This is a genomic window from Arthrobacter sp. zg.Y820 (genome assembly GCF_030125555.1).
Classification (GTDB): Bacteria; Actinomycetota; Actinomycetes; order Actinomycetales; family Micrococcaceae; genus Arthrobacter_B.
In genome coordinates this window covers 76,478-102,319 of the sequence record NZ_JASKLX010000016.1, presented here as the reverse complement: position 1 = coordinate 102,319, position 25,842 = coordinate 76,478, and the positions used below count along the sequence as shown (strand labels likewise).

The following is a 25,842-nucleotide window of genomic DNA, read 5'->3' as shown; positions in this document are numbered from 1 at the left end:
GGCTACGGCGCGGTGATCGGCGCGTAGGCGTCCGGGCGGCGGTCGCGGTAGAACTGCCAGTTGTTGCGCGCGGTGCGGACCAGGTCCATGTCCAAGTCGCGGATCATCAGCTCATCGCCGTCGCGGGCGCCGATCTCGCCGACGTAGTTGCCCTGCGGATCGACCATGTAGGAAGTGCCGTAGAAGTCGACGGCTTCATCGCCGAATTCGTTCGTTTCGGCGCCCACCCGGTTGGGGACTACCACGTAGTAGCCGTTGGCGGCTGCAGCGGTGGGCTGTTCCAGTTCCCAGAGCCGGTTGGACAGGCCCGGCTTGGAAGCGTTCGGGTTGAAGACGAGCTGGGCACCGTTCAGGCCCAGGACACGCCAGCCCTCGGGGAAGTGGCGGTCGTAGCAAATGGTCACGCCCACGGTTCCGACGGCGGTCTCGAACACCGGCCAGCCCATGTTCCCCGGCCGGAAGTAGAACTTTTCCCAGAACTTCTCGACGTGCGGAATGTGGTTCTTGCGGTACTTGCCCAGGTACGTTCCGTCGGCGTCGATGACTGCTGCGGTGTTGTACAGGACGCCTGGCTGGTCCTCTTCGTAAATCGGCAGGATGATCACCATGTTGTGCTCGGCGGCGAGCTTCGAGAACCGTTCGGTGAGGGGTCCCGGAACCTTCTGTGCGTACTCGTAGTACTTGTTGTCCTGCACAATCCCGAAATACGGGCCGTGGAACAATTCCTGGAAGCAAATGATCTGCGCGCCCTCGGCAGCTGCCTTGCGGACAAACTCCTCGTGCTTGGCGACCATGGATTCCTCATCCCCGGTCCAGGTCGTCTGAGTCAAAGCTGTACGGATGATTGTCATTGTGCCTCCTAGTAACGGCAAACGTGGTGCGGTAACGATTGGCCGGTTGAAGGGCCTTTATCAGTCTTCGTGCTGAACATTTCCCCAACATTTCCACCGCGTTAAAAAGCTGCGTTGGATTGCCGAGGCGTCTGTTCATCCTTGACGCTCAAGACGGAACCTGCAAGGGTTTTTAAACTATTGCGCGGAGCACCGCTGGCGCGGATAATGCCGCGGCGGACCCCCTTGGAAACACGATCCGAAACGAAGGGGTGCTAACCTCCTCGATAGATCACCCGCCTTGTTATGGCCGGTAGAGCTGGTCTGGATTTGGGCCATAGATCCCTCCGATATCCCTAAGACCTGCGAGGAACTATGAACCGCTCCCTTTACCCTGCCTATTCCCTGCTCCTGGCCGCCGGCCTGGCCGGAATTGTTGGCTGCTCCGGAACGCCGGCACCGGCTGCACCGGCAGCCGAAAATACCGGCGGAACCGCCGTTTCCGGCTCCACCGAGGCAGCGGCGTCGTACCCGGTGACCGTGACCAACTGCGGCACGGAAGTCACCTTGAAGTCACCGCCCGAGCGAATTGTGACGATAAAATCCACTGCGCTGGAAACGCTGCTGGCCCTGGGCCTGGGCGACAAAGTGGTCGGCACCGCTTTCTCCGACGGTCCGGTTCCCGAATCGCTGGCAGCCGACGCCGCGTCGGTGCCCTCGCTCTCCGACGCCGCACCCACGCAGGAAGCGGTCCTGGAACTCGAGCCGGACTTCATCTACGCCGGCTGGGAATCGAACCTGAGCTCGGACACCGCCGGCGAGCGCGGTTTCCTGGCTTCAATGGGCATCGGCAGCTATGTCTCTCCGGCGGCCTGCCGGGAAGAGGGGCTCCCGGGCAAGCTGGACTTCGAGGACGTGTTCGCGCAGATCACCGAAGCGGGCGACCTCTTCGGGGCCCCCGATGCCGCTGCCGCCCTGATCGCCGACCAGCGCGAGGTGCTCGACGGCGTTCCGCCGGCCGGCGAGGGCCGGACCGCCTTTTGGTTCTCCTCGGGACGGGACACTCCGTACGCGGGCGCCGGCCTGGGAGCTCCGCAGATGATGATGGAAGAGCTCGGCCTGGAGAACATTGCCGCGGGAGTCGAAGATTCGTGGGCTTCGCTGAGCTGGGAGACCGTGGTGGCGGCCAATCCCGATGTCATCGTCCTGGTGGACGCAGACCGGAACACCGCCGAGTCCAAGAAGGAGCTGCTGGCGTCGATGCCGGCCACGGCGGGCATGGACGCGGTGATCAACGAACGCTATCTGGTCCTCCCCTTCGCTGCCGGGGAGGCCGGAGTCCGGAACGCCGAAGCGGTGGCGGACCTCGCCGACCAGCTCTCGAGCCTGCCGTGACCGCCGTCCGCACCCAACCGCGCGAGACCCGCCCGTCACCGCGCCCGTCCGCACGCCCGCCCAACCCGGGAACGCCGTCGGACGCTGCGGCAGCGCCGGCCTCCCGCCGCCGGTTCCGCACCGGGACCGCGACGGCGGTGCTGGCCGCCGCGCTGGTCTTTTCCATTGCGGCGGCGGCAACGGTGGGGCCTGCGGACATCAGCGTGGCCGATGCTTTCGGCACGATCCTCTCCCATCTGGGGATCGGCACCAGCCCGCTCTCCGCCCTGCACGACGGAATCATCTGGGAGCTGCGGCTGCCCCGGGTGCTGACCGCTGCCGCCGTGGGGGCCGGTTTGGCGATCAGCGGCGCAGTCATGCAGGCGCTGACCCGCAATGCGCTGGCCGACCCGTATCTGCTGGGCCTGTCTTCGGGTGCCTCGCTGGGAGCGGTCTGCGTGGTCCTGCTGGGCCTGCAGCTGCTGCTTCCGCTGGCGGCGTTCATCGGCGCACTGGCGGCGCTGGCGGCAACGCTGCTGCTGGCCCGGCTGGCCGGCGGGCTGACGCCGTCGCGCACCGTCCTGGCCGGCGTGGCGGTCTCTTCCCTCGGCAGCGCCCTGACCAGCCTGGTGATTTTCTGGACCGCCACCGGCGACTCCTACCGGAACATCCTGGGCTGGCTGCTCGGGTCGCTGAGCGGTGCGCAGTGGTCCAGTGCCGGGATCGCCGCCGGGGCGTTGGTTGCGGTGGGCATTCCGCTGCTGGCCGCGTCGCGGATCCTGGACGGGTTTGCCTTTGGCGACGACGCCGCCTCGGCCCTGGGCATCAACGTTCCGGCCGTGCGGTGGAGCATGCTGGCGGCAACAGCCCTGCTGACCGGCGCCATGGTTTCCGTGAGCGGGGCGATCGGCTTCATCGGACTGGTGTTTCCGCATGTGGTCCGGATGATGACCGGCCCCGGGCACCGCTCGCTGCTGCCGCTCTCGGCCCTGCTCGGAGCCATCTTCCTGATTTGGGCCGATACTGCGGCCCGGTTCGTGTTCGAGCCCCGGGAGCTTCCCGTGGGCGTGGTGACCGCAGTGCTTGGCGCTCCGGTCTTCGCCTACGTGCTGGCGCGGCGGAAGGGCGGGGCATGAACAACGGTGAAATGGGCTCCGGAGCCCGTGTGAACGACCTGCAGGCGGCGGGCGTGGACGTTTCCCTCGGCGGAAAACTCGTGGTGGACGGGGTGGACTGCACCGTTCCGGCCGGCGCGCTGTCCGCTCTGGTCGGTCCCAACGGGGCCGGCAAATCCACGCTGCTGCGGGCCCTGGCCGGTGTGGTTCCCGTCCGCAGGGGCACGGTGCTCTGGCAGGGCCGGGACCTGCTGCGCCTGCCCCGCCGGGAACGGGCCCGCATAGCCGCGCTGGCGGAGCAGGAATCCGGTACGGACACTCCGCTGACAGTGCGCGACGTCGTGTCGCTGGGAACCATGCCGCACCGCTCGCTGCTGGGGTTCGGCACCAGCGAGGACGACGCCGAGGTGGTGACGGCGCTTCAGTCCGCCGGTGTTCCCCAGCTCGCGGACCGGCTGTTCAGCGAACTTTCCGGCGGTCAGCGGCAGCGGGTCCAGCTGGCCCGCGCGCTGGCGCAGAAACCGCAGCTGCTGCTGCTGGACGAGCCCACCAACCACTTGGATCCGCACGCCCAGCTGACCACGCTGCATCTGATGCGGCAGCTGGCCGGGCAGGGCATCGCCGTTGTCGCAGCGCTGCACGACCTGACGCACGCCGCAGCCCACTGCGACCACGTCATTGTCCTCTCCGGCGGCACCGTGGTGGCAGCGGGCGATCCCCGCACCGTCCTGACGGCTGACCTGATCGGGACGGTTTACGGGGTCCAGGCCCATGTACTGGAGCATCCGGCCACGGGCCGGCCGCTGATTGCGTTGTCCCTGCCGGCGGACGGCGCAGCCGGTTCAGTCAGCGCAGCCGGTGCGCGCGCCTACGCCACGTCCGCCTAAGCCTCCTGCTGATACTCCGGTACCGGCAGCCCGGCGTCCCGGCATGCCGCGGCGTAGCCTTCGCGCCAGGCCTCGTCGCTGCCCAGCCGGAACATGTCCTGCTCGGCCGGGCGGATCAGGGTCCGGGCGCCGTCGTCCCGGGAACCGGGCGAAGCGGGGCGGACGAGTTCCGGCAGGCCGCGCAGCACCGCTACCGGGCACTGGCTGGTTTTGCCCTTGATCAGGTCGGCTGCCGCCGCAATCTCGTCAGCGACGGCGGTCATTGTCGCCTTCATCTGCTGGCCGAAGCTATCCATGCTGCCGCGCAGATCGGTGATGACCTCGAGTCCCGCGGCTCCGATGGCGGCGTCGGTCTGTCCTTCGCGCCAGGCCCGGCCCATCGTGTCGGTGATGACCACGCCGACGTCGAAGCCCAGCGCCCGGCGCAGGCCTGCACACAGCGCCCGGGCCGAGGCGTCCGGGTCCACGGGAAGGAGCAGGACGGTGCCGGCCGGAGTGTTGCTGTTGTCCACCCCGGCGGCGGCGGCCACGATGCCCAGTTTGTTTTCCACAATCCTGGTCACTCCGCCGGGATGGACCTTGCTGGCCACAAGCCGAACGGTCTCGTTGGTGATCGCCTGTTCGCGGTCCCCCGCCGGAACCTGGCGCCCCTCAGCCTTGGACACGATCTTGGAGGTGACCGCCAGGATGTCGCCCGGCTGCAGGGCAAAGTCCGGGACCGCTCCGGCGGCGGACAAAACCACGGCGGCCAGGTCCGTCCCCGGAGCGATCTCTCCAATGCCCGGCAGCGCAAACAGCGTGATGCTGCGCATCGGTTAACGCTTGAGCGCGGGCAGCACATCGCGGGAGAAGACGTCGATCCACTCGCGCTGGTTCCGGCCGACGTTATGCAGGTAAATGCGGTCAAAGCCCAGGTCGACGAATTTCTGGATGTACGCGCGGTGGACATCGGGGTCGCTGGAAATCACCAGACGTCCCTCGAAGTCCTCCGGCCGAACCAGTTTGGCCATCTGCTCGAGTTCGAACGGCGAGCGGATGTCTCCCTTGGGGAACTTCATGCCGCCGTTGGGCCATTCCACCATGGCGTTGGTCAGCGCTTCTTCGTCCGTCTCGGCCCAGCTCATGTGCAGCTGCAGGACCTTGGGCATCGTGTCCGGGTCCTTGCCGGCCTCGCGTGCTCCGGTGTCGAACTTGTCAAAGAGCATGCCGATCTTTTCCAACGGAGCGCCCACCGTAATCAGTCCGTCGGCGTGGCGGCCCGCGCGCTTGGCCGTCACGGGCCCCGCGGTCGCGACCAGGATTTCGGGGGCCACTTCCGGCATGGTCCACAGCCGGGTGGATTCCATCTTGTAGAACTCGCCCTTGTGCCGGACGTCCTTGCCGGCCAGGGAATTCGTGAAGAGCTTATTGATGATGTCGATGGCTTCGAACATCCGGTTGATGCGCTCGGGTGCCTCCGGCCAGTACTGCGCCGTGATGTGCTCGTTGAGCGCTTCTCCGGAGCCCAGCCCGAGCCAGTGCCGGCCGGGATACATGGCGGCGAGCGTGGCTGATGCCTGCGCCACCATCGCCGGATGCCACCGGAACGTGGGAGCGGTAACTCCGGGGCCGATATCGCCCTTGGTGCGCTCACCCAAAGCCGACAGTACGTTCCAGACAAATGCGGATTGGCCCTGCGCCGGAACCCACGGCTGGAAATGGTCTGCAGCCATAACCCCGGAGAATCCCTTGCTCTCGGCATATTCGGACAGTGCCACCGCCTCTGTGGGGTGGAACTGTTCCAGCATTGCGGCGTAACCAATTGTTAATGAAGAGCTCATATATCGATCCTGACAGCCAGAGATTTCGGAATTGAAAACAAATGTTTCCAATGGAATAAGGCAGCAGAGTTCCGGCTTTCCGGAACGCCGTAGGCCCATCCTAGGGGCGGGGAGGAATTCCGCCCAAGCATGACTAAGCAGGATTTCGAGAAGTGTCGACCGCAGTTGCTGCCCGGCGCCGGGCCGGGTGGGCTAGGAGGTGCAGCCCTCGCCGTCGCCGTCGCCGTCGAACTTTGCTTCCCAGCCTGCGTCGCCGGCGCGGATGGGCGCCGCACCTGCGGCCTTGACCGCCGCACAGTTGGCGTACACGGGCGTGCCGTCAGCGTCGGCGACCTCGGGCGGTACAGCTGCGGGCGGTGCGGGTGCGGGCGGTGCTGCTGCGGCATTCGAGGCCCGGCCCGCGTCGGGGACCGGCTGGTCCGGGCAGGCGGAGAGGACTCCGGCGACGGCGTCGTGCTCCGCCTGTGTCATCCAGAGGCGGTATTCAGCCTTGACCGCAACCTGGCGGGCCACATACTCGCAGCGGAAGGCTTTGTTCGGCGGCAGCCAGGAGGCGGCGTCGGAATCCGATTTGGAACCGTTGGAAGGACCGTCGGCAGCCATCAGGTTCAGCGGATCGTTGGCGAACTGGCCGCGTTCCTCAGCGGACAGCTGCTGCGCACCCTTCTGCCAGGCATCGGAAAGCGCCACGATGTGGTCGATCTGGACGGCGGTGCTGGTCTCGTTGCCGCGCACGAAACTGATGGTCGTACCGGTGTAGGGATCGGCGAAGGTGCCGGACGCCACCACGCACTCCTTGGTTCCGTCCTTGAACACGACGGCGGTGAGGTCGCGCGCCAGGATGTCGTTGCGGGTATCGCAGCCGTTCCGGTCGACGTCGGCCCAGGCCGGTCCGAACTCGTCCCGGTCATAGCCGGTCTTGGGAGCCCTGCCCTTGATCGGGAGGGTTTCCAGCTGCTCCACCGCCGAGCCGGCTGTTGCTTCCTGGACCGCGGCAGTACCGGAACCGGCATGGGAGGCGCCGGTTCCGGCATTCGCTCCGGCATCTGAGCCGGCATCGGTCAGCGGAGTACAGGCCGCGGAACCGAACAGGATTACGGGCAGGGCTATCAGGGACAGAAATTTCGAGCGCAGAGAAGTCATCGGTATTTATTATCGGTGATTTTGCGCCGTTGATTTTCCGACGGGCTTTCGGAGCTTCGAGGTTAGGGGTTTCGGGGTTGTTGCCCGGGCAACGATTCCGGGTCGGTGCACGGACAAATAGGGAATGCCCCGGGTATCGCCTAGAGTTTCCCCGCGGCTCGTCACAAGGCGGGCCGCGTAACCGGATGCCCGGGGCCGCTTCTCAGAAGTCGGACCCGGACCGCCGTTGTGACAGGACAAAAATGGGGAAGTATCTTGCTTTAAGGCGGCAGGTGGCCGTGTTGGCTATTGCCGCTTTTCTCGGCGGCACAGTTATCTCAACGCCGGCATTCGCCACTGACGGCGGCACGCAGCCCTCGTCGCCCTCGTCGTCGTCATCGCCGCCGGCATCGCCGCCGCCGTCGTCGTCGGAAATCGGGGGAAGCGCTGCCACCGAGCCGCCCGCCAACCGCTTCATCGTGAAGTTCCGTGACAAGGCCGGGATCACTGCCGTTGAACGGTTGGACACCTACGGCTCAGTGACAACCACGCTGGGTGTGCAGGCTACGGAGCTTTTCGAAACCGGCACCGGAGCGTCAGTGGTCGAGGTGGATCAAGAGCTGACCCGGGATCAGTCCGCCGCCGTCGTCGCCGCGCTCGCTGCCAAGCCCGACGTCGAGTACGTCGAGCCCGATGTTCTGCTCTTCCCCGCCGCGGCGGACCCCAAAGACCCTCTCTATTTCCAGCAATGGAACCTTTGGGAGCCTGAAGGCGGTGCCGCTGTGAACGACGCGTGGAACGTGTCCCAGGGCGCCGGCCAAGTTGTGGCCGTGGTGGATACCGGAATTACCAACCACAGCGACCTGAACGCGCAGATCCTCCCCGGCACCGATTTGATCAGCAGTCCGTCAATGGCGCGCGACGGCGATGCGCGGGACAACGACCCCCGGGACGAAGGCGATTGGAATGATTCCGCCAACTGCAGTGTCAGCCGCTCTACCTGGCATGGAACCCATGTCACGGGAACTGTTGCTGCCAGCGCCAACAACGGCATGGGCATCAGCGGTATCGCCCCGGCAGCGAAAGTTGTGCCGGTCCGTGTCCTGGGCGAGTGCGGCGGATACCTCTCTGACATCTCGGACGGAATCATCTGGGCTGCCGGCGGCACCCTGCCGGACGTCCCGGCGAACAGCAACCCGGCAACTGTCATAAATCTCAGCCTCGGCGGCATCAGTGCCTGCTCCGCGTCCATGCAGGACGCCGTGAACTATGCCACTGGCCGGAACGCCGTAGTGGTTGTGGCTGCCGGGAACAGCAACCGGCCGGCAGCCGATTCCACACCTGCGAACTGCCGCAACGTGATCACTGTTGGCGCGACGGGCCGGGACGGTTCCCGGGCTCCGTACTCAAACTACGGTGCCGCCGTCGACATCATGGCCCCGGGCGGAAACATGTCAGGGAATGCTTCGGGCGGCATTCTCTCTACCTTCAACGAAGGATCGTCAGTTCCGCAAAAGGAAAGCTATTCCCAGGCTCAGGGCACCTCCATGGCCGCACCCCACGTGGCCGGTGCAGCGGCCCTCCTCTTGGCCGCCTATCCGGAGATGACGCCGGATCAGGTGGAAGCCCGGTTGAAGGCCACCGCGCGTGACCTGCCGAAGGGCTGCACGCCCTACTGCGGGCCGAAGCTGCTGGATACTGCTGCCGCGGTAACCATGCCGCTCATTGCCCCGGTTCCCGCCATCAGCGGCGCCACCGCCGTCGGTGCGACCCTCACCGCGGAACCGGGCGCGTGGGCACCGGCACCGGTTGATTTGGCCTACCAGTGGTACCGCGGGAACACCGCGGTCAAGGGTGCGACCGCCAAAACCTACAAGCTCACCAACGCGGACAACGGCCAGGCCATCAGTGTGAGCGTCTCCGGTTCAAAGACCGGTTACGCGACCGTCACCAAACGCTCCGCCGCCACCTCCAAGGTGGCACCGGCAAAACCGCCGTTTGCTGATGTTCCTCCCGGCATCCAGTTCTACGACGAGATGCTCTGGATGGCCACGGAAGGCATTTCCACTGGTTGGACCGAAGCCAACGGCACCAGGACCTATCGGCCGCTGCAGGCCGTCAACCGTGATGCGATGGCCGCTTTTCTGTACCGGCTGGACGGAAGCCCGGACTTCACGCCGCCGGCAAAATCGCCGTTCACCGATGTGGCCACCACCAACCCGTTCTACAAGGAAATCACCTGGCTCAACAGCCGGGGAATTTCCACCGGATGGACTGCGGCCAACGGCACGAAGACGTACCGCCCGCTGCAGCCGGTAAACCGCGATGCGATGGCAGCCTTCATGTACCGGTTCGCGGAATCGCCGTCCTACTCCGCGCCCAGCAAGTCGGCGTTCCTCGACGTGCCAAAGAGCAACCTGTTTTACAAGGAAATTTCGTGGCTGGCGGCCTCGGGTATCGCCACCGGCTGGGGTGACGGGACCTACCGGCCCCTGACCCCGGTCAACCGCGATGCCATGGCCGCCTTCATGAAGAGATTCGACAGTACGTTCCTCCGGTAGCTCGAGCGCAGGCAAAGGGAAGTCCGGTGAACCGAAGCTGGTCGCCGGTCCTCCCTGTGCTTGGCCCGGTCAGTGAAACCCCTTCCCTGCCCCGTCGCCGGGACGTAGATTCGTTACTTACCGTCCGCGCAGGGAGATGCAATGGTTACGAATAAGTCCACGACGATCAACGCCGACAACAAGGTCGCCGAACAGCCCGTCGCTGTGAAGGCAGCCGGCGACGTCAAACCCTCGGACGAAACCAAGAGGGTCGCTGTGGCGGAGGACTACGCCCAAGAACTTGATGAAATGCGCGAACTGAAAATCAAGTCCAAAAAACCCAAGGAAAAGGCCGACGACGACGCTTGGCGGCACAATTACCCCTACGATACGAAGCTGTCCCGGCGCAGCTACGAGAAGCAAAAACGTGCCCTGCAGATCGAGCTTTTGAAGATGCAGCTCTGGGTCAAGGAGACCGGACAGAAAATGCTCATCATCTTCGAAGGCCGCGATGCCGCCGGTAAAGGCGGTTCGATCAAGCGCTTCAACGAACATCTCAACCCCCGCGGCGCACGGATCGTTGCGTTGGAGAAGCCCACCGACGGTGAACGCACCCAGTGGTATTTCCAGCGGTACGTGGCGAGGCTGCCCAGCGGCGGCGAGATCGTCATGATGGACCGTTCCTGGTACAACCGGGCCGGAGTCGAACGCGTCATGGGGTACTGCACACCAGCCCAGTACTTGGAGTTCATGCGAGAGGTACCCGAGTTGGAGCGGATGCTGGTGAACTCGGGCGTGCTGCTGACGAAACTCTGGTTTTCGGTGGGGCGGGCCGAACAGTTGGCACGATTCGCGGCCCGCGAAACAGATCCGGTGAAACAGTGGAAGCTCTCCCCCACCGACCTGGCCAGCCTCGACAAGTGGGATGACTACACCGAAGCCAAGGAAGCCATGTTCTTCTACACCGATACCGGTGATGCCCCTTGGACGGTGGTGAAGTCCAACGACAAGAAACGGGCGCGGCTCGAGGCCATGCGTCAGGTCCTTCATTCAGTCGACTATCCCAACAAGAACACGACCCTGGTGCATGCGCCGGATCCGCTGATCGTGGGTCCGGCAGCCAGCCACTTCGAAGAGGGGGAAGAGCCCAGCGGCCGGTTCCCCGTGGTGAAGCCCAAGGGCTGACCGCTTTTCTCTGCAGTGCGAACCCCGGCAATACCCTCCGCCCTCTGACATCGGAGGGGCCGGGCTTACGGCGGGCTTGCGGGTCGGCTTGCGGGCGGGCTTGCGGCGGGCATTTCCGGCGGGTTTTGAGGCCAAGTAATTCTTCTCAAAAGTCGAGTATTTGAGAGTCCGAAAAAGGGCCTGTTTTGGGCTGTTTTGGGGCTGTTTTGGGGCTTCTCGAACCAGGAATGTCAGTGCCGGGTGAAAGTCTTTAGTCATGGATCAGAACGGATCTTCGACCGGGACTCCCGGCACTGGCGATGACGCTGCAGCTCGCAGCCGGTTCGTCTTTGTCGCCGAGCCCGGGGTGGCCGGCAGTGATCCGGGTGATGGGTTGACCGGGTCTCTGGTCCTGCAGAATGTGGAGTCGTTGACTGAGGAGCAAACCGGGACGGTGTTGGCCCGGCTCAATCATTTGTCGCGGTGGGTGCAGGCGCAGCAGGCTCGGGTCCTGTCCCGGCTGCAGACGGTCTACGAGGACGAGACGCTATCCGTTACCGGGTTGCGGGACGCGGAGATGGCGTTCAGCCTCGCCGCGGAGGAAGCCGCAACCATTCTGGGAGTTCCCGCCGGCACGGGAAAGGCGTTGATGAGTCAGGCCGGTGATCTCTGCACCAGGAACACGGCCACCCTGAAGGCGTTGGAGTCCGGACAGATCAGTTACGGGCATGCGGAGACCCTGGTGGAGCAGTGTGTGGGCGTGGTGCCGGCTGAGTTGCCCGGGTTCGAGGCGGAGTTGCTGGGGATGGCGGCGGGCCAGACCAGAACCCAGTTCCGGGTGAAGGCGCACCGGTTGCGGGAGAAGTATTATCCGGAAACCATTGTGCAGCGGCAGGCGACGGCGTTTGAGCAGCGGACGGTGTGGGTGCGGCCGGAGCCGGACGGGATGTCCTGGATCTCGGCGTTACTGCCGGCCGAGAAAGCCCAAGCAATCTTTACTCAGCTCAGTGTTGCGGCCCGGGGAGAGCAGGCCGCCGGGGACACACGCACGGTGGATCAGTTGCGCACGGACATCCTCGCGGATCTGTTGGGCGGCCACGAGCATGAGTGCGGGGACGAGTGCAGAAACGGTGGTGGCACGGGTGCCGGGGGCAAGAAGGGTAAGGGCCGTCGTAAGGGATCCGGCTCCGGCAGGGGTGCCAGCAGTGAAGGTAAGGGTTCCGGTTCCGGCAAGGGGTTCGGGTCCTGTCGTATTGGCCATGGTCCCCGGGCGCGGACGGAGATTCTGGTGCTGATCAATGCTGAAACCCTCTTCGGTGCCGATGATCAGCCGGCGGAACTGAACGGATATGGGCCGATCAGTCCCGTAACGGCTCGGCGGATGGCCCGCGAGGCCATGAAATGGACACCGGTGGAACGCGATCCGGACACCGAAGAGATCCTGCGGGTCGGGAAACGGCGGAAGGTTCCCGATGGATTGAAGCGGGTTTTGCGGGTGCGGGACGGAACCTGCCGGTTCCCGGGCTGCCGGACCAACGCGGTAATTTCCGAGATCGACCACACCAAACCGTGGGCTCAGGGCGGGCCGACTGATCATGACAATCTGGAGCATTTGTGCCGGCGGCATCACATGTTCAAAACCGAAGGGTTCTGGAAAGCCAGGCAGCCTCGTCCCGGGGTGATTGAGTGGACCTCACCGGGCGGCAGGTGTTACCGCACCGAACCGCAACTGAGCCTGTCCCGGGAAACCGGTAAGGGCTCTCAGGAAACCTGTGATGGTGCCAGCGGACTGCAAGCGGGTATCAAGGCGAATGGTGGCCAGGCGAATGGCGGAGGCGACGCGGCGGGCATTGATCCATCACGGGCCAATGATGCCGGTGCTCCAAGCGCCCCCGGCGATCCGAGTGCTCCAAGTGCTCCAAGTGCTCCAGATGATCCAGACGGCTACGGAGACAACCCGCCGCCCTTCTAGACGCCCCACCCGCTTCCATAGGCGTCAGCCCTTCACGGCTTCCATACGTGCCAGACCTTCCCCGCTTCCATAGGCGCCAGCCCTTCAGGAACGGGTCGCGGTTCGGCAGCGAAGCCATGCCTCACGATTCCAACGCTCTCGAACGAAGCCCACTTCTCGGAACCGCTCGGAACCGAGGGAAGACGCAGACCACGCCATTGTGATCTGCGCTGTCCACGATGCTAGCGAGATTCGCGCCGCTTTGCAGGAACACGCCTGGATACGGATGCTCATCTGTCTTCAGGACACCCGTCGCGGAAGTGTCGGGAGTGCGTGAGACGATAAATTCATGCCTTCCTCCCCGCCTCTCATCGATGTCACCGACATCATCCGCGTCGTGGGCGGCGCGGCCTTCCAACGCGGACAGACGTACGCCAAGGGCGGCGCGGTGGACACACTGGAATGGGATCCGCAGGCCGAAGTGCTCCGGGCAAAAGTCCGCGGACACTCCTCCGTTCCGTATCGGATAATGCTGCAGTTGGGCGAAAAGCGGCAGGGCGACTACCGGCTGCTGGACAACCACTGCAGCTGCCCGGTGGGCTTCGACTGCAAGCACGTGGCCGCCGTCGCGCTCCAAAGCAATACCGACCATTTGCTGGCGCGGCAGGAATTCATCCGCCCCGGCACGCCGGGCTCGGGCGGCACACCGGGCAAACCAACGGTCCCGGCGTGGCAGGAGTCGCTGCAGACATTGATCGACGCCGACCTTGAGGCCCTGACCGGCAGCACCCCGGCGGCAGCCACTCCGCTGGCCCTGCAGTTTGAGGTGCGGACGTCCGACGCCGGAATGAGCGCCCGCTGGGGAGCACCGGCACCCCGCAGCGCACACCGGGCCACCTCGTTCCGGCTGGGAGTGCGCCCCGTGGTCCGCAATACCAAGGGCAACTGGGTGAAAAACAATCTGGCCTGGAGCAACATTTCCTACCAGACCTATGGTTTGAAGCTGAATCCGGAGCAGCACCGCTGGTTTTCGCAGTTCCCCGCCCTGCACCGCTCGAACGGGGTGAGCTACTTCGGCCAGAACGATTCCTGGCTGTACCTGGACGACTTCTCCAATCCGCTCCTGTGGCAGCTGCTCGAAGAGGCCCGGCGGATTGGCGTGGAATTTGTTGGCACCAAGAAAGACACAACGGTCCAGCTGGGGCAACGGGCGGCGTTGTCACTCGATGTCCGGGCCACGGAACCGGGCACCTCGGCTCCGCTGCAGCTGCTGCCGGTACTGAAAATTGACGGCCAGCCCTTTCCCACGGATGCCGCCGGTCTCATTGCCGGACACGGCATTTATGTGCGCAGCCCGGAAAACGTCATCACGCTGGCGCCCACAGCCCGTCCGCTCACCGACCAGGACAAGGGCCTCCTGCTCAAGGGTGCACCCGTTCTGATCCCCGAAGATGACGCCCCGGTGTTTTTGGAGAAGTTCTATCCCAAGCTCCGCCAGGTCCTGCCAGTGACCAGCAGCGACAACTCGGTTGAATTCCCCGAGATTTCCCCGCCCCTGCTGGTGCTCACCGCGTCCTTCCAGCCTGATGACTCGCTGTTCCTGGATTGGGAATGGGAGTACCGGCAGGGAGACGACATCACGCGCATCCCGCTGGGCACCCGAGCGGATCCGGCGGCAGGCTACCGCGACATGGTCTCCGAAGCGGATCTGCTCACCGCCGTCGGCAAGGTCCTCGGATCGGTGCCCCGCAGCCGCTCATACTCGGGCATCGACACCGCAGAGTTCACTGAATACCTGCTGCCCAAAATCGAAAAGGTCGACGGCGTCCGGGTGGACGTCATCGGCGAGCGCCCCGACTACCGCGAGCTGACCAGCGTTCCGGAGCTGCGGATCACCACGGTGGAGACCGAGCGCCGCGACTGGTTCGACCTCGGCATCATGATCACCGTGGACGGCCGGCTCGTGCCGTTCGCAGAGGTTTTCAAGGCCCTCTCCCAGGGCAAGACCAAACTCCTGCTCCCCGACCGCACCTACTTGTCGCTGGACCGGCCCGAATTCGCCCAGCTCCACGCACTGCTTGAGGAAACTGAGGGGCTGCAGGAGTGGGAAACCGGCGAACTGTCCATCAGCAGATATCAGGCCGGGCTGTGGTCGGAGCTGGAGGAACTGGCGGAGGAGACCGAGCAGGCAGCCGCGTGGCGCGCCTCGGTCACCGGGTTGCTGGAACTGGATTCCGTGGCACAGGTTACGCTGCCGGCCGGACTGCACGCTGAGCTTCGCCCCTACCAGACGGAGGGCTACAACTGGCTGGCCTTCCTCTGGAAACACGGGCTCGGGGGAATCCTGGCTGATGACATGGGCCTGGGCAAGACCCTGCAAACGCTGGCACTGCTGGCCCACGCCCGGGAACAGACAGCGAAGCACGACGACGGCGTCCCGGCGTCGGGCGCCGACGCCTCCCCGAGTGCCACGAGTGCCACGGGTGCCACCACTTCCACCGGTGCCACGGCCACAGCCACCCCCGCACCCCGCCGCCCCTTCCTCGTGGTGGCACCCACCTCGGTGGTGCCCAATTGGCTCTCCGAAGCGGCCCGCTTCACCCCGGGCCTGCGCACTGTTGCCATTCCCGACACCACCGCTAAATCCAAGGTGCCGCTGGCGGAGCTGACCGCTGACGTCGACCTTGTGATCACCTCCTATGCGGTGTTCCGGCTGGATTTTGCCTCCTACCGCGATTTGGAGTGGGACGGGCTGATCCTCGACGAGGCGCAGTTCGTCAAAAACCGAACCACCCGCGCCCATCAGTGCGCCCGCGACCTGAAGGCACCGTTCAAGCTGGCGATTACCGGCACACCGATGGAAAACAACCTGCTGGAGCTGTGGAGCCTGTTCGCCATTGTGGCGCCGGGCCTGTTTCCGTCGGCCCGGAAGTTCATTGAGGAATACCAGCGCCCCATTGAACGCGGCGAAGACTCCAAGCTGCTCGCCCGGATGCGCCGCCGCATCAGGCCCCTCCTGATGCGGCGCACCAAGGAAGCCGTGGCCAAGGACCTGCCCGAAAAGCAGGAGCAGGTCCTGGAAGTCGAGTTGAGCCCGAAGCATCGCAAGATCTACGAGATGCATCTGCAGCGCGAGCGGCAGAAGCTGCTGGGCCTGATCAAGGACCTGGACCGGAACCGGATGATCGTGTTCCGTTCCCTGACCCTGCTGCGGATGTTGAGCCTTGACGCCTCGCTGGTGGACGACGACTACGCCGGAGTGCCCTCGGCCAAACTCGATGCCCTCTTCGAACAGCTCGAAGACGTCACCGCGGAAGGCCACCGCGCCCTGATCTTCAGCCAGTTCACCTCCTTCCTCAAGAAGGCTGCCGAGCGGCTGGATGCGGCCGGCATCCCCTATGCCTATCTGGACGGCTCCACCCGGGACCGCGGTGCCGTCATCAACTCCTTCAAGGACGGCGAGGCGCCAGTGTTCCTCATCAGCCTCAAGGCCGGTGGTTTCGGCCTGAACCTGACCGAGGCTGACTACGTGTTCCTGCTCGATCCGTGGTGGAATCCGGCCGCCGAATCCCAGGCCGTGGACCGCACGCACCGGATCGGACAAACCCGCAACGTCATGGTCTACCGGATGGTGGCCCGCGGAACCATCGAGGAAAAGGTGATGGCGCTGAAGGAGCAGAAGGCAAAACTGTTCAGTTCGGTGATGGACGACGACGCCGTGTTCAGCTCCGCGCTCACTGCGGAGGACATCCGGTCCCTGCTCGACTGACGCCGGCTCACCCGCTGGCGCCGGCTCACCCGCTGGCGCTGACTCACCCGCTGACGCCGGCTCACCGGCTAACGCTGATGCGAGACCGCCCGGTATGAATTTCCGCACGCCTGCTCCCGCTCGCAGCCTCCAGAATCCGCGCCATGACGGGCGAGAACGGTGTTCCCACGACCCCGGACCGGTTCCCGACACGATTAATCTGGGAGTCAGGACCCGCCGTCATCGGGAAAGGACTATGAGCACCCAGGAATCAACCCTCATCCATCCACAGGATGTGACCGTCAAGGATGAAGATGATCTCGTGCATGTTTTCTGCACGCCCTGCAAGCGCCGGGCGATGCACCATGCGCAACGGCCCAGACCATACTGTGGAAAGTCGATGCCGAACCGTCCCCTGCGGGATGACAACGGCCAGCTGCCCCTCTGCGCTGTGTGCGTGGACCTCGCCCGTTCCGCCCCCTGCCCGCGCTGCGGCATGCGCGCCCGGATCTGACAGTAGTTCCCGGTCCGGCGCCGCGGTTCAGGATCCGACACAGCAGTTCCCGATCCGACACAGCAGTTCCGGATCCGAGACAGTGCTCCCGGAATACCAGGGGTTCCCGCAGGAATTCGAATCGTTCAGTGAACCCGGATTGCCCATTCCGTGAACCGGAATTGATTTGTACAGTGGGGTGATGGCTACTGACGAACGTCCCATCGGATTCTGGCTCAAACTCGTGGACCAACTGGTTGATGACCAATTTGGAGCCAGTTTCGAAGAACACGGCGTCACCCGGAGGCAGTGGCAGATGATGAATCTGCTGACCGACGGTCCCGCTTCCGAGAAGCAGCTGACCGACGGCCTGAGGCCCTACTTTCCCGTCGTGGAGACCGGCACCTCGGTGGAGCTGATTGAAGAACTGCGCGAAAGCGGCTGGGTGGCGTTGGAAGAGGACGAGTACCAGCTGACCGATCTGGGGCGCCGCAGCTTGGAAAACCTGCGCGGCGCCGTCGAGCGCATCCGGGAACAACTCACGGAGAACGTCTCGGAGGACGAATACATGGCACTCGTTGCAGTGCTGCAGCGCATGGCCACCAACCTCGGATGGGACGACACGAAAGAACAGCCGCCGGTCCCGTCCTGAGTGCTTTTCAGCTCCCGCGTCCCGCGTCGGCGCCGCAGGCTCCCCACAGGCCGCCGTCGGGTTAGGATTCCGGCATGGCGAGCCGAGCTGCGAGGCAGATTTATGTGGAGACACTCGGCGCTGCCGGCGTGAAGGCGTCCATCTTCCGGCAGGCGCTGGGCACCGACTTCGACCGGTTGCATCCGATGCTCCAGCGCCGTTTCGGCGTGGATCCGTCCGGCGGCTACGCCTGCTTAGGCCGCGGTGTCTTTACCGAGGTCCGCCGCGGCGCGTGGTGGACCGTGCCGTTCCTGAGATTCGGTGCGTTCCGCAACATCCTCTTTCCCGACCGCGGGATAAATGTCCCGTTCACCGTGGAGAACTATCCCTACATCGACGGTTTCGGCCGGCCCACGGTCACCTTTGTCCGCACCCTTGAAGTCCGCCCCGGCAGGCGCCGGCGGTTCGACGCCACAATGGTCTACAGCCCGGCCCGCGGTGCCGTCGTCGACTATCTGGGCACCCACCAGCACCTGGCCACCGATCTGAAGCTAAACGTGCGCGACGACGGGTCGCTGCACCTGCGGTCGACAGCTCTGCGCTTTCACGAGGGCCCGGCCAGCTTCACCGTGCCCGCGTTCCTGACCGGCAGCGCGGATCTGTACGAGTCGTTCGACGATTCCCGCCGGGTCTTCACCATCCAGCTGCAGGTGAGGAACCCGCTGTTTGGATTCCTGTTCGGCTATCGCGGAGAATTCACCTGCGACTTCCCCGCCGTGACCGCGGCGGACGTTCCTCTGCATCTCAAGCCGCAGCGGGAGGACATCAGGGACTAAGCGTCCGATAACGCCTTGCAGCGCCGCTGCATCCGGGCTGCCCGAACTGCCCGACTGCCCGACTGTCCGACTGTCCGACTGTCCGACTGTCCGACTGCCCGAACCTACCCCCGCTGGGTCTGGGCCAGCAACTGCTCAAACGGCAGCGAAACCAGCGGGTCGGGACGCGCTGCTGGCTGCTGTTCCCCGAACAGCGCAACGAGCTCGGAGGCTGCCCGGCGGACGCGAGAATCCAGCGTCGCCGTCTCAGCATCCCCGGATCCCCAGTCCTCCGGAGCCGCATACACCGCAGTCGGCGTGGCCCTGGCGCGCAGATAGCTGAACATCGGCCGCATCGCGTAGTCCAGGACCATGGAGTGCCGGGCACTGCCGCCGGTCGCACCGAGGATCACGGGCTTGCCGTCGAGCGCAGTGTTGTCGATGACGTCGAAGAATGACTTGAACAGGCCGCTCATGGAAGCGGTGAACACCGGAGTCACGGCGATGAGGGCATCAGCCTCGCTGACCGCCGCGATGAGGGCGTCCAACTTTGGCGGTGCGTAGCCGGCCACCATGGTGTTGGCGATGTCCACTGCGTACTCGCGCAGTTCGAACGTGCTCACCGAAGCCCGGGCACCGGACGTTTCGAAAGCCTGACGCGCGGCCCCTGCCAACTGATCGGCCAGCATCCGGCTCGACGACGGGACTCCCAGCCCAGCGGTAACGACTACGATCCTGCGATCCGCCATTTCGGCGACCTCCTCGGTTGTTGCATGCGTTTGCATTTACATCAACCGCCCTGGGACTGCCGGTTATTCCCGTGGGATGCAAATCATAGAGCTGCGGCACCCTGCAGGCAAATCAGCTCCCCCGAGCCGTTGAGCGGAAAACCTTCCGGAAAAATCGCGGCTTCAAACGCCGATATCGTTAACGCAGTGCCCATCTCTGTAGACCCCTTTCGGGGGTCAGTGCTGCCGTGGTTTTCGTTTGCCGGCCCCGATTCATTCTGGTTCCGCCGCCGTGATACCCCGCAACATCTCAGTGATGGCCGTCCACCGCTTCCCGCTCAGCGGGGAGCTATCCGACTCTCTGATCCTGGGCACGGCGGTGGCGGATTTCCGTGCGCCGGTGCCCGGAACTGCAAGACTTCCGTGGCCGTCGACCTGAATTCCTCGAACGTCTGGAATCTGGTTGCGCCCGCAAACGAATTGGTGAGGTAGACCTGTGAGTGAAACAACCCAACGCCGCGTAAACGTGGCCGCGCTGATGACGGCGTTGCTGGCCGCCTGCATGGCCTTCCAGCTGAACGCCTCAATGCTTTCCCCCGCCCTGGTCACCATCGAAGAGGAACTGAACACCACCTCTGCGGCCGTAGCCCTGACCCAGACGGCGTTCTTCACGTCCGCGGCCCTGTTCTCCCTGTTCCTGCCGCGGCTCGGCGACATCATCGGCCGCAAGAAGGTCCTCGCCGGAATGATGGTGGTCCTGACCCTCGGCTCCGTTCTGGCAGCGCTGGCGCCGAGCGTCGAGGTACTGTTCCTCGCCCGCCTGATCCAGGGTGTCTCCGGACCGACCGTTGCGCTGTCCATGATCATGCTGCGCGTGGAGGTCCGCGAGCCGAAACGCTTCGGAACGCTCATGGGTGTCATCGCCGCGGTCAACGGCGGCATCGCCGGCGTCGACGCCATTGCCGGCGGTTACCTGGCGCAGAACCACGGCTTTGCCTCGGTCTTCTGGGCCATGGCCGTTGTCGGCGTCATCGCTTCCGCGATGGTTATCTCCACGGCACCCGAATCGATGGCCGTGAAGAAGGAAAAAATGGACTGGGTGGGCGTCATTCCGCTGGTCATCTCGGTGGGCACCCTGTTGACCGCGTTCAACGAGGCCGGCAAGCTGTCGGAAGCCAACTGGATGCTGGTGGCCGGACTGATCGTCATCTCCGCCGTCGCGTTCGCCGTCTTCTGGAAGGTGGAAAACCGCAGCGACCATCCCCTGATCGCGACGCATCTGCTCAAGCAGCGCTCCACCTGGGCCCTGCTGCTGACCACCCTGCTGACCATGACCGGTGTCTTCGCCGTCATGAACGGCATCATCCCCGCCCTCGCTCAGGACGGCGTCATTGGCTTCGGCATGGGCGCCGAGGAATCCGCCTGGTGGACCATCACCCCGTACGCCCTCGCAGGTCTGGTCATTGGACCGTTTGCCGGCCGCCTCGCGGGCAGCTGGGGCTACGCCAAGGTGCTGCGCATCGGCACGATCGGCTCCGTCATCGCCCTGGCCCTGATGCTCCTGGTGGTCGACAGCGATTCCCGCCTGGGCCTCCTGGCCATCTCGGTGCTGATCGGCATCACCTACGCCGGCATCGGCAACGTCATGCTCAGCGGCCTGGGCGTGATGCTCTCCCCGAAGGAGAACCCCGGCTTCCTGCCGGGCCTGAACGCTGGAGCGTTCAACCTGGGTGCCGGCCTGAGCTTCGCAGTGATCTACGCCGCGCAGACGGCGACCACCACTGCGGACGGCTCCGGCACTGAAGGCTACTACGGCGGCATCATTGCCGGCGCAGTCATTCTGGCGCTGGCCCTGGCCGTTTCCTTCCTGATCCCCAAGCCGGCCGACGCCGAGGCCAGCTCCGACGCCGAACTCAACGACGCCGCGATCAACACCGGAGAAAACAGCACCGCCGCACCGGCAACAGCCGACGCCGCACCCGCCGTCCGCTGACGCCCTCCGTCCGCTGACATTCCGTCCGGCTGGCATCCCAGTCCGCTGGCATCCGAGACACTGCAGGGCAGCCTTCACAGCTGCCTCGTCACAGAGTGCCTCGTCAGCGGTCCGACGGCGGTGCCCGGCTTAGGCTGTTCCCATGAGTGAACAGCCCGCCTCCGCACCGCCGTCGTTCCTCTCATCCGTCATGCTCACGGGCGCGAACGTGATTCTGGAGCCGCTGTCCGCCCTTCACATCCCCGAACTGGCCGAGGCCGTCCGGGACGGCGAGCTGTGGAACACCTGGTACACCCGCATCCCGGCGCCGTCGGAGATGGCCCGCGACGTCGAAGCCCGGCTGGCGCAGCATGAGGCAGGGTCGGCGGTGTCCTGGGCCATCCGGCGCACGGACACCGGCGCGGTCTGCGGCATGACCACATACCTCAACATCCGGGCCGAGCACCGCCGGCTGGAGATCGGCTCCACCTGGCTGGCGGCCAGCGCCCAGCGCACACAGATCAACACCGAGGCCAAGCTCCTGCTGCTCACCCGGGCGTTCGAGGACCTGGACTGCATCGCGGTGGAATTCCGCACCCATTGGCACAACCACCAGTCCCGCGCGGCCATCGCCCGGCTGGGCGCAAAGCAGGACGGCGTGCTGCGCAACCATGATGTTTGGCGCGACGGGACGCTGCGCGACACCGTCGTCTTCTCGATTATCAACAGCGAATGGCCCACGGTTCGGCTCGCCCTGACTTCCCGGCTGGACCGCGCATAGGACATCCTTAAAGGACAGGTCCGGGCGCCGCAGATTCGCCGGGCCACCAGCGCTGCAGCGCATAGGTTAAGCGCCGTCCCGGCAGGACGCAAATCAGCCGCAGCGGCAGCGCGATCGGGTGGCAGCCACGGAAATCGCGAGGTAAAAATCGTCGCTATCTTTAATGCAAGTGCCCGCCCCTTCCGGGGCCAGTGCCGCCCTTCGTACCGTTTTCCGGCCCCCGCCTGATCCCGTTCCGCTGCGTGCCGCACTCCGCCGTGGCCCGGACCGTACCGCATCGTTGCGACCCATGGAACGGAACCGCCAGGACGGGGCACTGCACCACCGGGACCCGCGGTCCCTTAGCTAGAACCTCAACGAAGCGGAGATGCAATGCCCACCAAAATCATCCTGGACTGCGATCCCGGTCATGATGATGCGGTCGCCCTGCTGCTGGCCCACGGCAGCCCGGAGATCGACCTGCTGGCGGTGACGACCGTCGTCGGAAACCAGACGTTGGAAAAGGTGACCCGCAACGCGCTGGCAATTGCCCGTGTTGCAAATATCACAAACGTTCCCTTCGCTGCAGGCAGTGCGCGCCCGCTCGTACGGACCATTGAAAACGCCCCTGACATCCACGGCGAATCCGGCATGGACGGCCCCGAGTTGCCCGAACCGGCCATTGAATTGGATCCGCGGCACGCGGTGGACCTGATCATCGACACCGTGATGGCCCACGACCCCGGAACCATCACCCTGGTCCCCACCGGCGGGCTGACCAACATCGCCCTGGCCGTGCGCAAGGAACCGCGGATCGCCGAGCGCGTGAAGGAAGTTGTCCTCATGGGCGGCGGCTACCACGTGGGCAACTGGTCTGCTGTGGCCGAGTTCAACATCAAAATCGATCCCGAAGCCGCTCACATCGTCTTCAACGAGAAGTGGCCGCTGACCATGGTCGGCCTGGACCTGACGCATCAGGCACTGGCCACCGACGAGGTCGCCGAGCGCATCGCCGCGGTGGGCACCAAGCCCGCCAAGTTTGTCGGGGAACTCCTCGAATTCTTTGGACACGCCTACAAGGACGCGCAGGGCTTTGATTTCCCTCCCGTCCACGACCCGTGCGCCGTCGCGTACGTCATCGACCGATCGGTCATGACCACACAGCGCGTTCCGCTGGACGTGGAGCTGACCGGCACCCTGACCCTGGGCATGACGGTGGCGGATTTCCGCGCGCCGGCGCCCGCTGACTGCAACACCTCCGTAGCCGTCGACCTGGATCACCAGAAGTTCTGGGACCTGGTCGTGGATGCCCTGAAGCGAATTGGTGAGGTGGACCTGTGAGTGAAACATCCCAGCGCCGCGTAAACGTGGCCGTACTGATGACGGCGCTGCTGGCCGCCTGCGTGGCGTTCCAGCTGAACGCCTCCATGCTCTCCCCCGCCCTCGTCACCATCGAAGAGGAACTGAACACGACCTCCGCTGCCGTGGGCCTGACCCAGACGGCGTTCTTCACGTCCGCAGCCCTGTTCTCCCTGTTCCTGCCGCGGCTCGGCGACATCATCGGCCGCAAGAAGGTCCTCGGCGGCATGCTCGTGGTCCTGACCATCGGCTCCGTGGTGGCAGCGCTGGCACCGAGCATCGAAGTGCTGTTCATCGCGCGCCTGATCCAGGGCGTCTCCGGGCCCGTGGTTCCGCTGGCCCTGATCATGCTGCGTGTGGAGGTCCGCGAGCCGAAGCTGTACGGCACGCTCATGGGTGTCATCACTGCGGTCAACGGCGGCATCGCCGGCGTCGATGCCGTTGCCGGCGGTTACCTGGCGCAAAACTACGGCTTTGCCTCGGTCTTCTGGGCCATGGCGATTGTCGGCGCCATTGCCTCAGCTCTGCTGATCTTCCTGGCGCCCGAGTCCACGGCCGCGAAAAAGGAAAAGATGGACTGGGTGGGCGTTGTTCCCCTCGTCATCTCGGTGGGCTCCCTGCTGACCGCCTTCAACGAGGCCGGCAAGCTGGCGGACGCCAACTGGGCGCTCGTGGCCGGACTGATCGTCATCTCCGTCATCACCTTCGCCGTCTTCTGGAAGGTGGAAAACCGCAGCGACCATCCCCTGGTGGCCACCCATCTGCTCAAGCAGCGCTCCACCTGGGCCCTGCTGCTGACCACCCTGCTAACCATGACCGGCGTCTTTGCGGTCATGAACGGCATCATCCCGGCCCTCGCGCAGGACGGCGTTGTGGGCTTTGGCCTGGGCGCCGAGGAATCCGCCTGGTGGACCCTGACGCCTTACGCCATCGCGGGCCTGGTCATTGGGCCGTTTGCCGGCCGCCTGGCCGCCAGTTGGGGATACGGCAAGGTGCTGCGGATCGGCATGATCGGCTCCGTCATCGCCCTGTCGCTGATGCTTCTGGTGGTGGGCAGCGATTCCAAGCTGGGCCTGCTGGGTGTCTCGGTGCTGATCGGCATCACCTACGCCGGCATCGGCAACATCATGCTCAACGGCCTGGGCATCGTGCTCTCCCCGAAGGAGAACCCCGGCTTCCTGCCGGGCCTGAACGCTGGAGCGTTCAACCTGGGTGCGGGCCTGAGCTTCGCAGTGATCTACGCTGTCAAGACAGCCACCACCACTGCGGACGGCTCCGGCACCGAAGGCTACTACGGCGGTATTATTGCCGGTCTGGTCATCCTGGTTTTGGCTCTGGCCGCATCCTTCCTGATCCCCAAGCCGGTGGACGCTGAAGTTACCGTCGACGCCGGCAACCGCTGATCCCGTCCGCCACCTGATCCCTGCCTCCCAAGGAGAATCCCCCGCATGACCGCCGGAAAAGTTGTAGTTGTAGGGTCGCTCAACGCTGACCTGACCGTCCGCACCGATCGCTTCCCCTCCCCCGGAGAAACCCTCAACGGCTCGGAACTGGTCATCGTTCCGGGCGGGAAAAGCGCCAACCAGGCCGCTGCAGCTGCAATCCTCGGAGCTGACGTGCGCTTGTTCGGCGCCGTGGGTGCCGACGGGCACGGCGATCTCCTGCTGAAGGCTGCGGCGGACGCCGGAGTGGACGCCTCGCGGGTGATGCGCCGTCCGGACACCGCGACGGGCACGGCGATGATTGTGGTCGACGCCGCCGGGGAGAACACGATCATCGTTTCCCCCGGCGCCAACGGCACGGTCACCGGCGCCGAGCTTCCGGGAGACCTGTTCGACGACGCCGCTGTGCTCTGCCTGAGCCTGGAGGTTCCGCTGGCAGCCGTGGTCGCGGCCGCCCAGGCAGGGCACGACGCCGGCGCCACAGTGCTGCTGAACCTCTCGCCCTACCGTGAGGTTCCCGCCGAGCTGCTGGCGCTGACCGATGTGCTGCTGGTCAATGCCCATGAAGCGGCGCAGGTTTCCGGTCTGGCCGATCCGGCCGCGGATTGGGAAGCAGTCATCGGCGCATTTGCGCGGCTGGGGATCTCCCGGGCCGTGATCACTCTGGGCGGAGACGGCGCCGTCGTGCTTGACGGCACGGTTTCCGGGCCGGACCGGATTGTCGCAGCAGCCCCGACGCGGGTCACGGCGGTGGACACCACCGGCTGCGGGGATGCCTTTACAGCAGCCACCGCTGCCCGGCTGGCTGCCGGTGATCCGCTGCCCGCCGCCGCAGAGTTCGCGGCCCGGGCCGGTGCACTGGCCGCGACCCTGCCGGGTGCGCAATCCTCCTACACAGCGCTGCTGGAGCTCACCCGCTAGGAACAGAGCAAGGGACCCGCAGATCGACAACGAGAGGGCTGGAATTGGCTTTATGCCTTTTCCGGCCCTCTCGTTTGTTTAGTTCAGCCTTAGGGACCAGATTCCTGGCGCTTATTGCTGAATCCCCGCCTTGGGATCGAGGCGGTCCGGATACGTCCCGGCTAGGGTAG

Annotated in this window: 20 protein-coding genes; 15 read left to right on the top strand and 5 right to left on the bottom strand. The window is 65.1% G+C overall.

What is annotated here, in order from left to right; all coding sequences use genetic code 11:
• Positions 1-2: 2 nt before the first annotated feature.
• Positions 3-851, bottom strand: coding sequence for a nitrilase-related carbon-nitrogen hydrolase (locus tag QNN99_RS16775; protein ID WP_229968227.1), 849 nt, complete (start codon positions 849-851; stop codon positions 3-5).
• Between the two features lie 354 nt (positions 852-1,205).
• Here QNN99_RS16775 and QNN99_RS16770 point away from each other — a divergent pair, with 354 nt between their 5' ends.
• From QNN99_RS16770 to QNN99_RS16760, 3 genes are read left to right on the top strand one after another with little or no spacing between them, the layout of a single operon-like run.
• On the top strand, positions 1,206-2,225 hold the full coding sequence (locus QNN99_RS16770; protein WP_229968225.1) for a putative F420-0 ABC transporter substrate-binding protein: 1,020 nt from the start codon (positions 1,206-1,208) through the stop codon (positions 2,223-2,225).
• Positions 2,222-3,340, top strand: coding sequence for a putative F420-0 ABC transporter permease subunit (locus QNN99_RS16765; RefSeq protein WP_442860546.1), 1,119 nt, complete (start codon positions 2,222-2,224; stop codon positions 3,338-3,340). The genes QNN99_RS16770 and QNN99_RS16765 overlap by 4 nt, the downstream gene beginning before the upstream one ends.
• Complete coding sequence (locus QNN99_RS16760) at positions 3,337-4,206, top strand: ABC transporter ATP-binding protein (RefSeq protein ID WP_229968223.1); 870 nt, start codon at positions 3,337-3,339, stop codon at positions 4,204-4,206. Before QNN99_RS16765 ends, QNN99_RS16760 begins: the two co-directional genes overlap by 4 nt.
• Here the strand turns inward: QNN99_RS16760 and QNN99_RS16755 are convergent.
• The 3 genes from QNN99_RS16755 to QNN99_RS16745 all read right to left on the bottom strand — a co-directional run bounded on the left by QNN99_RS16755 (position 4,203) and on the right by QNN99_RS16745 (position 7,169).
• Complete coding sequence (locus QNN99_RS16755) at positions 4,203-5,018, bottom strand: coenzyme F420-0:L-glutamate ligase (protein ID WP_229968221.1); 816 nt, start codon at positions 5,016-5,018, stop codon at positions 4,203-4,205. The two genes, QNN99_RS16760 and QNN99_RS16755, sit on opposite strands and share 4 nt — an antisense overlap.
• Before the next feature lie 3 nt (positions 5,019-5,021).
• Entirely contained in the window at positions 5,022-6,026 is a 1,005-nt protein-coding gene (locus QNN99_RS16750; RefSeq protein ID WP_229968219.1) for a TIGR03557 family F420-dependent LLM class oxidoreductase, read from the bottom strand.
• Between the two features lie 192 nt (positions 6,027-6,218).
• A complete protein-coding gene (locus QNN99_RS16745; RefSeq protein ID WP_229968217.1) occupies positions 6,219-7,169 on the bottom strand; it encodes a GmrSD restriction endonuclease domain-containing protein in 951 nt (316 codons plus the stop codon).
• A 272-nt stretch (positions 7,170-7,441) separates the two neighbouring features.
• On the opposite strand from QNN99_RS16745, the gene QNN99_RS16740 reads away from it, so the two are divergent.
• From QNN99_RS16740 to QNN99_RS16710, 7 genes are all read left to right on the top strand, one after another.
• Positions 7,442-9,709 (top strand): S8 family serine peptidase, encoded by a 2,268-nt coding sequence (locus QNN99_RS16740; protein WP_229968215.1) that lies wholly within the window; start codon positions 7,442-7,444, stop codon positions 9,707-9,709.
• 141 nt (positions 9,710-9,850) lie between these two features.
• A complete protein-coding gene (gene ppk2, locus QNN99_RS16735; protein ID WP_229968213.1) occupies positions 9,851-10,873 on the top strand; it encodes a polyphosphate kinase 2 in 1,023 nt (340 codons plus the stop codon).
• A gap of 256 nt (positions 10,874-11,129) precedes the next feature.
• Complete coding sequence (locus tag QNN99_RS16730) at positions 11,130-12,824, top strand: HNH endonuclease signature motif containing protein (RefSeq protein WP_229968211.1); 1,695 nt, start codon at positions 11,130-11,132, stop codon at positions 12,822-12,824.
• Between the two features lie 328 nt (positions 12,825-13,152).
• Positions 13,153-16,572 carry a DEAD/DEAH box helicase gene (locus tag QNN99_RS16725; protein ID WP_229968209.1) on the top strand — a complete coding sequence of 1,140 codons (3,420 nt, stop codon included), beginning with the start codon at positions 13,153-13,155 and terminating at the stop codon, positions 16,570-16,572.
• A 235-nt stretch (positions 16,573-16,807) separates the two neighbouring features.
• Entirely contained in the window at positions 16,808-17,065 is a 258-nt protein-coding gene (locus tag QNN99_RS16720) for a hypothetical protein (RefSeq protein ID WP_229968207.1), read from the top strand.
• Between the two features lie 181 nt (positions 17,066-17,246).
• The gene (locus QNN99_RS16715; RefSeq protein WP_229968205.1) at positions 17,247-17,696 is read left to right on the top strand and encodes a MarR family winged helix-turn-helix transcriptional regulator; all 450 of its coding nucleotides are present in this window, start codon (positions 17,247-17,249) and stop codon (positions 17,694-17,696) included.
• Positions 17,697-17,770: 74 nt separating this feature from the next.
• Positions 17,771-18,511 (top strand): DUF4166 domain-containing protein, encoded by a 741-nt coding sequence (locus QNN99_RS16710; RefSeq protein ID WP_229968202.1) that lies wholly within the window; start codon positions 17,771-17,773, stop codon positions 18,509-18,511.
• A 104-nt stretch (positions 18,512-18,615) separates the two neighbouring features.
• On the opposite strand, the gene QNN99_RS16705 is transcribed toward QNN99_RS16710, so the two are convergent.
• Positions 18,616-19,239, bottom strand: a complete 624-nt coding sequence (locus QNN99_RS16705; RefSeq protein ID WP_229968200.1) for an FMN reductase — start codon at positions 19,237-19,239, stop codon at positions 18,616-18,618.
• Positions 19,240-19,714: 475 nt separating this feature from the next.
• Between QNN99_RS16705 and uriT (QNN99_RS16700) the strand changes: the two genes are divergently transcribed.
• From uriT (QNN99_RS16700) to QNN99_RS16680, 5 genes are all read left to right on the top strand, one after another.
• Entirely contained in the window at positions 19,715-21,211 is a 1,497-nt protein-coding gene (gene uriT / locus QNN99_RS16700) for a uridine transporter UriT (RefSeq protein WP_284016156.1), read from the top strand.
• A gap of 142 nt (positions 21,212-21,353) precedes the next feature.
• Positions 21,354-21,971 (top strand): GNAT family N-acetyltransferase, encoded by a 618-nt coding sequence (locus QNN99_RS16695; protein WP_229968198.1) that lies wholly within the window; start codon positions 21,354-21,356, stop codon positions 21,969-21,971.
• Positions 21,972-22,343: 372 nt separating this feature from the next.
• On the top strand, positions 22,344-23,291 hold the full coding sequence (uriH, locus tag QNN99_RS16690; RefSeq protein WP_229968196.1) for a uridine-preferring nucleoside hydrolase UriH: 948 nt from the start codon (positions 22,344-22,346) through the stop codon (positions 23,289-23,291).
• Positions 23,288-24,712 carry a uridine transporter UriT gene (gene uriT, locus QNN99_RS16685; RefSeq protein WP_284016155.1) on the top strand — a complete coding sequence of 475 codons (1,425 nt, stop codon included), beginning with the start codon at positions 23,288-23,290 and terminating at the stop codon, positions 24,710-24,712. The genes uriH and uriT (QNN99_RS16685) overlap by 4 nt, the downstream gene beginning before the upstream one ends.
• Before the next feature lie 45 nt (positions 24,713-24,757).
• On the top strand, positions 24,758-25,672 hold the full coding sequence (locus QNN99_RS16680) for a ribokinase (RefSeq protein WP_229968194.1): 915 nt from the start codon (positions 24,758-24,760) through the stop codon (positions 25,670-25,672).
• Positions 25,673-25,842: the final 170 nt, after the last annotated feature.